Here is a 1,623-nt window from a genome sequence, read left to right as displayed (position 1 = left end):
TCCATCTGCTCGTCCGTCAGCCAGAAAAGATTGCTCATCATCAACCCCGTCAGTCTGGAGCCTTGAATCACCCGGCGGCGGCAGCTTCAAGCAGATCAATGGGTCCTGACCCTAGCCGTCAAAGTCCCGCGCCATGAGCCGCTGGCCCAGCAGTTTCACGCAGTGCATCTTCGTTTCGACGCGGCTCCGGCGGTGGTATCCGCTCCATCGTCGCCAGAGCGCGCGGCCGAGGTATTTCGAGGCGCGCAATGCTTCGTTTCTTGCGACCGCCCCGGCGGTGACAGTCTTCCACGGCTTGGCATTCTTCCGTGGTGGGATGACGGCCTGAGCGCCGCGGTCAGCAATCGCATCGTGGCACTTGCGGGTGTCGTAGGCACCGTCTGCGGTGACGCTACCGATCTCTTGGTCCGCCGGGATCTGGCCGAGCAGGTCAGGCAGTACCGGCGCATCGCCGACATGGCTCCCGGTGATCTCGACGGCACGAACCTCCAACGTCTGCTCGTTGATCCCGAGATGGATCTTGCGCCAAACGCGCCGTTTGGGGCCGCCATGCTTGCGCGCATGCCACTCGCCTTCGCCCTCGACCTTGATCCCCCCTCGCCGGTTCGCTCGAACCGGTGGCGCTCACCGGCTCGATGTCGATCAGCAGGTGCAGCGGCCCCTTGGACCCACGGTAGGGGATGTTGACGGCCAAGGTCTTCTGGCGACGGGACAGCGTGCTGAAGTCCGGCACCGTCCAGCTCAGGCCGACCAGTTGCAGCAGGCTCTCGACGAAGCCTGTGGTCTGCAGCAACGCCATGCCGAACAGCACCTTCATCGCGAGGCAAGTCTGGATGGCGGCATCGCTGTAGCTCTGCCGACGGCCACGCCGACCTGTCGGCGCGGCATCCCAGCTCATCTCAGGATCGAACCAGATCGTCAGCGAGCCGCGGCGCTTGAGCGCTTCATTGTCGGCTGGCCAGTTCCTGATCTTGTAGGTCGGTGGGGTCGGTCTGCTCATGCACCCCAGCTATCACGCTGGTTTCACGAGATGAATCCCCTACAGGATTTGTGCAACAGAGCCGCGAAGCAGCACAAGCCGGAGGAGATTGTCACGAAGCTGTGACGGGTTGAGGTGCTGGAACGTCTCTGAACGCCGTGCCTGCCGTGGGCTGCGCCAGTTCGCTCGACGCAGCCCAAACTGCCGATGAGCCAGGCATGTGTTCTGCGGATCGCGATACCGCTTTCTCGCGTTGTCCGGCTCGGCCGTCCGGAACGAAAAACGTCGAAGAGTTTTTGTTTGCTTCCCTGAGCGATTGGTGATCTTTCTTGAACCACCGAAGGGGGGCTTTTGCTCCATTCGGTTGGTTCCGAACGGATTTGAACGCGCTCCGAAGCGGGCACAAACTGGGTTTAGGGCTTGGAATGCCGATCTCCGACTTTCTGGCGGCGATAAGTGACGCCGCACCAAGCGGTGAGAATGTCGAATACGACATGTCCTTCACGGAAATGGAACTCGCCGGTCAGTATGAGAACGGCGGAGCAATAGTCGGCCACGGTAGCGGCGGGATGATCCGGCTGCGGGCGGCGTAAAAGTCGGCCACTTTTTGCCCTTTCTGGCGACAGGGAGGGTGGGAGGATTTT

1 protein-coding gene and 1 pseudogene are annotated in these 1,623 nt (G+C 61.8%); both read right to left on the bottom strand.

Annotation, left to right across the window (positions count from 1 at the left end):
* Positions 1-117: 117 nt before the first annotated feature.
* Positions 118-1,000 (bottom strand): annotated as a pseudogene (locus OM960_RS25335) (IS5 family transposase); the annotation flags it as partial.
* Between the two features lie 392 nt (positions 1,001-1,392).
* Positions 1,393-1,623: hypothetical protein (locus tag OM960_RS25330; RefSeq protein WP_264773925.1), on the bottom strand; the 231-nt coding region annotated here is incomplete at its 5' end.

It is taken from the genome of Defluviimonas salinarum (assembly GCF_026013545.1).
GTDB lineage: Bacteria > Pseudomonadota > Alphaproteobacteria > Rhodobacterales > Rhodobacteraceae > Albidovulum > Albidovulum salinarum.
This window is presented reverse-complemented; position numbering and strand designations above follow the sequence as displayed.